A 7,217-nucleotide genomic window follows, 5' to 3' on the forward strand; every position below is an offset into this window, starting at 1 on the left:
TCGGGATTTATTTCTTGAAAGCGTGAAATAGTTGCCTGCACCATCGTGCGCCTGAAGACGAAGGGCCTGGCTTTAATGCCATGCGATCGCGGCGCGATGATGCGCCGCGATCACCGACCGGGCTCACCGCGACGGGACGTGCATGAATGCGCCAGATATTGAACTGGAACCAGGGGTCAAGGTTTCTGCAGCGGCTCACCCGCTTCCGCCGCCGCCACGACGGCATTGCGGCGGTGGTAGCTGAAGAAGGTCCACATCAGCAGCGAAGCGTCGGGCCCGTCGGGCTCGTTGAATTCGACACTCGCGTCGCCGCCGCTCCAGGCGTGGCCCAGCGCATCGACATCACACCTCACCAGTTGCGGCTTTCGGCCGGCATACCAGGTGGCGGTCTGGTAGGCGTGGCGCGGCTTGCGGCCGCCGCGGCGCTCGGGGTGGCGGCGTACCACGGGGCCTTCGTGCGATGCGCCCTGCGTGAGGGCCGGGCCGTTGATGATTTCAAACTGTTCAGCCAGCTGGTCGGCGTTGACACGCCGCACCACGTTGTCGTGGTCGCCGTGGACCAGGATGGCGGGCATGCCGGGGAACTGCGGCTGCATAACGGAAAATTCGCGCGCCGCGGCACTGTAAGACGAGCCCGAGCCGTGCTGCATGGCGCGGTAGGCGCTGAAGGGCGAATGCGTGGTGCCGAACACCGGCGCCGAATGCATGCCCACGGCGGCGATCAGCTCCGGGTGGCGCAAGGCCACGATGGCAGCCAGCGCGGCGCCGGCCGAGAGGCCCGCGACATAGGTGCGCGAAGTGTCCAGGCCGTGCTTGCGCTGCACCTGCGCGATCATCGCGGCGATCAGCTCGACGTCACCCTCGCCGCGCTGCGTGTCGCGCCGATACCAGTGCCAGCAGCGATGCGCGTCGGCCGTGGCCGATTGTTGCGGGTACAGCACCGCGAAACCCTTGCGTTCGGCCAGCGCGTTCATGCGGCTACCGGCCGCGAAGTCGGCCGCCGTCTGCTTGCAGCCGTGCAGCATCACGACAAGCGGGCGCGGCGCCGCGGGGGTATCAGGCACCCCGGCCGCGCTGGCGGGAAGGTAGAGCCAGTACAGCATGCGCCGGGCATGCCCGAAGGGGCCGTCCGCCGGCACGCTGAACCAGGCCTTGCGCCAGGTACCGGGCAAGCCCGCGGCCGCGCGGGTCTGTACGGCCGTGGGGCGGCGCGCTTTTTTGGCGGGCCGGGCCACGGCGGGCTTGACCAGTTTGAGCTTTGGCCTGCGCGGCTTCGTAGCCGGCATGGCTGTGGGCAGCAGGCTTTCCAGCAGGCGCAGGCCCCGCGCTTGCTGGGCCTGCTGGGCCTTGCTGACGCGGCGCAGGCTTTTCAGCCAGAGGCTGCTCAGGCTTTTGGGCATGGAAGGGCTTGTGCTTGGGAAGTCATGAAGGGTGGCCGGCGCGGTCTGGACGGGTGTCTTTAATAAGTACACGGTTATTTTGCTGCATTGCAGCAAAATGTCTACCGGGCAGAGGCTTAAAGCGCTGCCGCCTGGCTTGAATCAGGTGCCTTTTGTCACAAAATCAGGTTTTGGTGGCGTAAAAGCCCAGGCCGTTACCATTAAAGGCTTGGCCCGCACGCCTTAAAAAGCCTCTTCGGGCCCTCCCAACCCGTTTCATCCCGTTTTATCCGCCCCATGTCCCCCTTTCTGACTGCCGCCCTGTACCAATTCGTCGAGCTGCCCGACTTCGCCGCGCTGCAGGCGCCGCTGCTCGCGCGTTGCGAGGCGCATGGCGTCAAGGGCACGCTGCTGCTGGCGCCTGAAGGCATCAACGGCACCATCGCGGGCCTGCCCGAAGGCGTGCGGGCGGTGCTGGCTTTTCTGCGCGCCGACCCGCGCCTCGCCAATCTGGAGCACAAGGAGGCCTGGGCCGCGGAGATGCCCTTCTACCGCATGAAGGTGCGCCTCAAGCGCGAGATCGTCACCATGGGTGTGCCCGAAGTCCACCCGGCGCTGATGGCCGGGGAATACGTCAAGCCGCAGGACTGGAACCGGCTGATCAGCGAGCCCGGCGTGGTGCTGGTCGACACGCGCAACGACTACGAGGTCTCCATCGGCACTTTTGAAGGCGCGATCAACCCGCACACCGGCAGTTTTTCGGAACTGCCAAGCTGGGTGGAACGCGAAATGGCCGAGGGCGGCAAGCTGGCGGCGCAGGACGGCAAGAAACCCAAGGTTGCGATGTTCTGCACCGGCGGCATACGCTGCGAAAAATCCACAGCGCTGCTGCGCTCCAAGGGCTTTGAAGAGGTCTACCACCTTGAAGGCGGCATCCTCAAATACCTGGAGACCGTGCCCGAGGCCCAAAGCAGCTGGCAGGGCGAATGTTTTGTGTTCGACGAGCGTGTCTCGGTGGGCCACGGGCTCAAGCCCGGCGGTTTCACGCTGTGCAGGTCGTGCCGCGACCCGCTCAGCGAGGAAGACCGCCAGTCGCCTCTGTATGAACTCGGCGTGAGCTGCCCGCACTGCCACGGCAAAACAACGGAAGAACAAAAAGCCGGCTACCGTGAGCGTCAGCGCCAGGTCGAGCTCGCCGAAAAACGCCAGGCCGCGCACATAGGCGTGCGCCAGCCCGGCGCCTGACCCCTTTGCCCCATGAGCGGCGCCCTGCCCGTCCTGTATTCCTTTCGCCGCTGCCCCTATGCGATGCGCGCGCGGCTCGCATTGGCAGCGAGCGGCGAAGCGTATGAGTTGCGCGAAGTCGTGCTGCGCGACAAACCCGCCGAGCTGCTGGCCGCCTCGCCCAAGGGCACGGTGCCGGTGCTGGTGTTGCCTGACGGCACGGTCATTGACCAGAGCCTGGACGTGATGCTGTGGGCGCTGCGGCGCAAGGACCCGGAAAGCTGGCTGCTACCGCCACGAGGCGCCATCGAGGACATGCTGGCGCTGGTGGCCGGCAATGACGGGGACTTCAAGCGCGACCTGGACCGCTACAAATACCCGCACCGCTATCCTGAAGAATCCGCAGGCGATGTTCAGGCGTTCGCGCAACTGCATCGCGCGCAAGGTGCCGCGTGGCTGGCCAAGCTGGACGGCATGCTGAACGAAGGATGGCTGTTCGGCCCGCGCGCCAGCTTGGCCGACATGGCCCTGCTGCCCTTTGTGCGCCAGTTCGCCCATACCGACGCCGCCTGGTTTGCCGGCCAACCCTGGCCGCGCCTGCAGGCCTGGCTGGCGGGCTTTGAGGCCGGCGCGCGCTTCCAGGGCGTGATGGAAAAGCATGCGCCGTGGCAGGCAAGCGACGTCCAGGTTCAATGCTGATATAAACCACACAGCGACGCCCAGACCGGACCACAAACCGGCCGCGCCGCAGCCCAGGCTGCACACCGGCAGCGACCATAACAGACATCAACGGGAGGAATATCTTGAGCCAGCCCACGCCCCAGCCCAACCCTTTTGCGCCGCCGCAGGCGCCGGTCAGCGATGTGCACGCCCCGCTGGCCACCGCCAACATCGCCGAGCTGCCGATTTCCGATAGCTGGAAGACCAAGTTCCAGCTCATCGAAAAAGCCGGCGGCGTCAAGCTGCCCCAGTTCAAGGCCCTCAGCGTCGGCGAACGCATGAAGCTCGGCTTCAGCGTGCTGGCTTTCCTGTTCGGCCCCTTTTATTACCTCACCAAAGGCATGTGGAAAAAGGCCATCAGCCTGTTTGTGGTGTGCGTGGCGGTGGTGCTGCTGCTCCAGTTCGTGCTGGGAATGATGGGCCTGGGCCGCTTCAGCAGCTCGCTGGGCTATGGCGTCGCGGCCATCTTCGCGGCCCGCTCCAACATCGATTACTACAAGAAGATGGTGCTCAGGCAAAACGGCTGGTGGTAGGAGCACACATGAACCCCAATCCCTACGCCCCACCCCAGGCCCCGGTCGCCGACGTTGCCGAGATACCCGATGCCGGAGCGGACGCCCCGCCCTTCTTCCCGGTTTCGCGGCTCAAGCTGCTGGTGATGTTCTTCAGCACGCTGGGCCTTTACCAGATGTACTGGCTGTACAAGAACTGGAAGATGGTGCGCCTGCGCACGGACGAAAAAAACATCATGCCTTTCTGGCGCGCCTTCTTCGGCGTGTTCTTTTTCTATTCGCTGCTGGACCGCGTCAAAAAACACGACCCCGACTCACCCGCCGCGAAGATGGAGGCGGGCGGCCTGGCCGCGGCCTGGATCATCCCCAACCTGTTATGGAAGCTACCCGACCCTTACTGGCTGATCTGCCTGGCCAGTATTTTTGTGCTGCTGCCGGTGCAGGGCTTCATCAACGAACTGAACCGGAAAGTGGCGCCGGGCCACGAACCCAATAGCCGTTTCTCCGCCTGGAACTGGGTGGGCGTGGTGCTCGGCATCCCCCTCATGATCATGACGCTATGGGGCGCCTTTTTGCCGCCGCAGTGATTGCGGCACAGGCGATGCGCACCCTCCTCTTGCTGTTGCCACTCGCCTTGCTGGCCGGCCCCGGCAAGGCCGAGCCGCCGGCCTACCAGAAGCTTCTGGTGCATTGCCAGAACCAGCAGCCCTCTTTTGAATGCGCCCAAACCATAGAGCGCGTCCAGGCGAAGTCCGCCCGGTCGTTCCGGTTCTCGCGAGCGGGCCCGCTCTTAAGCATACGCACCGCCCACAAGACAGTGCGGCTGAGGGACGTCAACAACGAGAGCGACCAGGACGTCAGCTACATCTACCTCACCTTCCTGGCGGATGCCCGGCTTCACGTGCTGTATGCCCACCTGTGGGAAGGCAGCAGCTACGTCGCCATCGACCACAACACCGGCCGGCAATACCCCATGCTGGGATTTCCGGCCGTGTCACCCGACCGCCAAAGAGCCGTGGCCTTTTCGGCGGCTGGCGAAGCGCGCTATGACAGCAACGGCGTGGAGATCTGGAGGATCAACCAGGGCAAGCCCCGAGTCGAGTACACCTACGGGCCGGACGCCGGCGACTGGAGCCCGACTGACACGCGCTGGAGCGGGCCGTCCACCATCAGGGTCGCTGGACTGTGCACGCCGGATCTGCTCGAGTCCAAATCGTGTCCCAAGCGCCTTGAATTGAAAGCGGGCCGCTGGTCGGTTGTCAACGACGACTAGGCGGTTTGAGCTTTACTCCCTCTCCCCCTTGGAGAGGGAGCAAGAAAGAGAGAGACGCCTCAGCGCTGTATCCGCGTCGACAGCACCACCGAGGTATGCGTGCGCTCCACGCCGTCCAGCAACCCTATGCCGTCTATCAGCGCATCCAGCCTTTCGATGGAGCCGGCCTGCACGATGGCGATCATGTCGTAGGCGCCGCTGATGGACAGCAGCGAGCGCACTTCGGGGATCTTGCGCAGCGCCGCCTCCACCGTGCCCGTGAGCTTGGGGCCGACGGTCAGCATCACGTGGGCCGACACCTGCGACTGCTCATAGGCATCGCCGGTGCGCGCGCCGTAGCCGGTGATGACCTTGTCGCGCTCCAGCCGTGTGATGCGGGCCTGCACCGCCGTGCGCGACAAGCCGACCTTGCGCGCGAGCAAGGCCATGGGGCAGCGCGCGTTGTCGCGCAGTTCAGCCAGCAGGGTCTGGTCTATGGCGTCGAGTTGCATGGCATTCATTCAAATTAGTTAAATCGCGTATTTAGATAGCAAATCCACCTAAAGTATGGCGCTATTTCGCCTGAATTGATACTGGTAACCGCCTGCCCGGGCTTCCACAATGGTCCATGCCTCTGCATCGGGGTGCACTATCCAAGGAGACCCTCATGAAAAAGATCATGGTTGCAGGCGCCGGGAAAATCGGTTCCGCCATCGCCGCGCTGCTGGGCGCCACCGGGGACTATTCGGTGACCGTCGCCGACGCCTCGCCGGCAGCGCTGGCCGGCATCAGCACCGGCCCGCGCGTGCAGCGGCTGGCGCTGGACATCAGCAATCCACAAGCCCTGCGTGAGGCGCTGGCCGGGCAGTATGCGGTGCTCAGCGCGGCGCCGTTTCACCTGACCACGGCGATCGCCGAAGCCGCCGTGGCCCAGGGCGTGCATTACCTGGACCTGACGGAAGACGTGGCCAGTACACGGCGCGTGAAGGAGCTGGCGGCAGCCGGCGCAAGCTCGGCGCTGATCCCGCAGTGCGGCCTGGCCCCGGGTTTTGTCTCCATCGTCGCGGCCGACCTGTGCCGCCGTTTTGACAGCCTGCACAGCGTGCGCATGCGCGTGGGCGCACTGCCCCAGTTCCCGTCGAACGCGCTCAACTACAACCTGACCTGGAGCACCGACGGCGTCATCAACGAGTACTGCGAGCCTTGCGAAGCGATTGTCGAAGGCGTGCTGCGCCAGGTGCCGCCGCTGGCCGAGCACGAGGAGTTCTCGCTCGACGGCGTGACGTATGAAGCCTTCAACACCTCGGGCGGCCTGGGCACCCTGTGCGAAACCCTGCAGGGCAAGGTCACCCACCTCAATTACAAAACCATTCGCTACCCGGGCCACGCGGCCATCATGAAGGTGCTGCTTAACGACCTGCGCCTGCGCGAGCGCCGGCACGTGCTCAAGGACCTGCTCGAAAACGCCCTGCCCGTGACGCTGCAGGACGTGGTCATCGTCTTCGTCACCGTCAGCGGCCAGCGCGAAGGCCGGCTCATGCAGGAGACCTATGCCCACAAGGTTTACAGCCAGGTGGTCGATGGCGTGCTGCGCAGCGCGATCCAGGTCACCACGGCTTCTGGTATCTGTGCGGTGCTGGATTTGCTGGCGACTGGGCGGTTGCCGGCGCGGGGGTTCATCCGCCAGGAGGAGATTGCGTTGGGGGATTTTTTGGGGAATCGGTTTGGGAGGGCTTATGCGGAGCATGCTGCGGAACAAGCTGCGGCTTGAGTTCGGTTCTTGCTCCGGCGGCGCGCCCCTCTCTTGATCTTGCTGGCCGGGGGTAGCCCGGCGGCTACTCACTTTTCTTTTGCTTCGCCAAAAKAAAAGTAAGCAAAAGAAAAGGCGACCCTGGTTGCTGCGTCCCTCCGCTTCGCTACGGGCAACCTGCGGTGCTCGGTCCAGACGGGGTCTCGCTAAACTCGCCTTCGGCTCAAACAACGCGATCCCTGATCCGCCTACGTCTGCGCTCCTCGGCCCAGCCAGGACGGGGCAAGCGGGAGCGGGGACAAAGACAGAAATACCAAGAAACCAAGAAGACAAATACAAACAAGGACTCGCCAAGGCGAGTCCTTGTGGTTTTCAGTATT

8 protein-coding genes are annotated in these 7,217 nt (G+C 64.5%); 6 read left to right on the top strand and 2 right to left on the bottom strand.

Translation table 11 applies throughout. The annotated features are described in order from the left end of the window. Positions 1–176: 176 nt before the first annotated feature. A complete protein-coding gene (locus AC1D1Y_RS23945; protein WP_477684544.1) occupies positions 177–1,400 on the bottom strand; it encodes an extracellular catalytic domain type 1 short-chain-length polyhydroxyalkanoate depolymerase in 1,224 nt (407 codons plus the stop codon). A gap of 276 nt (positions 1,401–1,676) precedes the next feature. Here AC1D1Y_RS23945 and trhO point away from each other — a divergent pair, with 276 nt between their 5' ends. From trhO to AC1D1Y_RS23970, 5 genes are all read left to right on the top strand, one after another. Continuing rightward, on the top strand, positions 1,677–2,624 hold the full coding sequence (gene trhO / locus AC1D1Y_RS23950) for an oxygen-dependent tRNA uridine(34) hydroxylase TrhO (protein ID WP_477684545.1): 948 nt from the start codon (positions 1,677–1,679) through the stop codon (positions 2,622–2,624). Positions 2,625–2,636: 12 nt separating this feature from the next. Beyond that, positions 2,637–3,302, top strand: coding sequence for a glutathione S-transferase (locus AC1D1Y_RS23955; protein WP_477684546.1), 666 nt, complete (start codon positions 2,637–2,639; stop codon positions 3,300–3,302). Between the two features lie 104 nt (positions 3,303–3,406). After that, complete coding sequence (locus AC1D1Y_RS23960; protein WP_477684547.1) at positions 3,407–3,856, top strand: DUF2628 domain-containing protein; 450 nt, start codon at positions 3,407–3,409, stop codon at positions 3,854–3,856. An 8-nt stretch (positions 3,857–3,864) separates the two neighbouring features. After that, positions 3,865–4,422 (top strand): hypothetical protein, encoded by a 558-nt coding sequence (locus AC1D1Y_RS23965; protein ID WP_477651959.1) that lies wholly within the window; start codon positions 3,865–3,867, stop codon positions 4,420–4,422. A 14-nt stretch (positions 4,423–4,436) separates the two neighbouring features. After that, positions 4,437–5,108 (top strand): hypothetical protein, encoded by a 672-nt coding sequence (locus tag AC1D1Y_RS23970; protein ID WP_477684548.1) that lies wholly within the window; start codon positions 4,437–4,439, stop codon positions 5,106–5,108. Between the two features lie 59 nt (positions 5,109–5,167). On the opposite strand, the gene AC1D1Y_RS23975 is transcribed toward AC1D1Y_RS23970, so the two are convergent. Continuing rightward, complete coding sequence (locus tag AC1D1Y_RS23975; RefSeq protein WP_477651961.1) at positions 5,168–5,599, bottom strand: Lrp/AsnC family transcriptional regulator; 432 nt, start codon at positions 5,597–5,599, stop codon at positions 5,168–5,170. A gap of 155 nt (positions 5,600–5,754) precedes the next feature. Between AC1D1Y_RS23975 and AC1D1Y_RS23980 the strand changes: the two genes are divergently transcribed. Then, a complete protein-coding gene (locus tag AC1D1Y_RS23980) occupies positions 5,755–6,858 on the top strand; it encodes a saccharopine dehydrogenase family protein (protein WP_477684549.1) in 1,104 nt (367 codons plus the stop codon). Positions 6,859–7,217: the final 359 nt, after the last annotated feature.

This window comes from Polaromonas sp. P1_G1 (genome assembly GCF_056405595.1).

What these genes read in the sequence shown, in the direction of transcription:
- AC1D1Y_RS23945 (WP_477684544.1), bottom strand. Translation starts at nt 1,400, where the DNA reads ATGCCCAAAAGCCTGAGCAGCCTCTGGCTGAAAAGCCTGCGCCGCGTC.
- trhO (WP_477684545.1), top strand. Translation starts at nt 1,677, where the DNA reads ATGTCCCCCTTTCTGACTGCCGCCCTGTACCAATTCGTCGAGCTGCCC.
- AC1D1Y_RS23955 (WP_477684546.1), top strand. Translation starts at nt 2,637, where the DNA reads ATGAGCGGCGCCCTGCCCGTCCTGTATTCCTTTCGCCGCTGCCCCTAT.
- AC1D1Y_RS23965 (WP_477651959.1), top strand. Translation starts at nt 3,865, where the DNA reads ATGAACCCCAATCCCTACGCCCCACCCCAGGCCCCGGTCGCCGACGTT.
- AC1D1Y_RS23970 (WP_477684548.1), top strand. Translation starts at nt 4,437, where the DNA reads ATGCGCACCCTCCTCTTGCTGTTGCCACTCGCCTTGCTGGCCGGCCCC.
- AC1D1Y_RS23975 (WP_477651961.1), bottom strand. Translation starts at nt 5,599, where the DNA reads ATGCAACTCGACGCCATAGACCAGACCCTGCTGGCTGAACTGCGCGAC.
- AC1D1Y_RS23980 (WP_477684549.1), top strand. Translation starts at nt 5,755, where the DNA reads ATGAAAAAGATCATGGTTGCAGGCGCCGGGAAAATCGGTTCCGCCATC.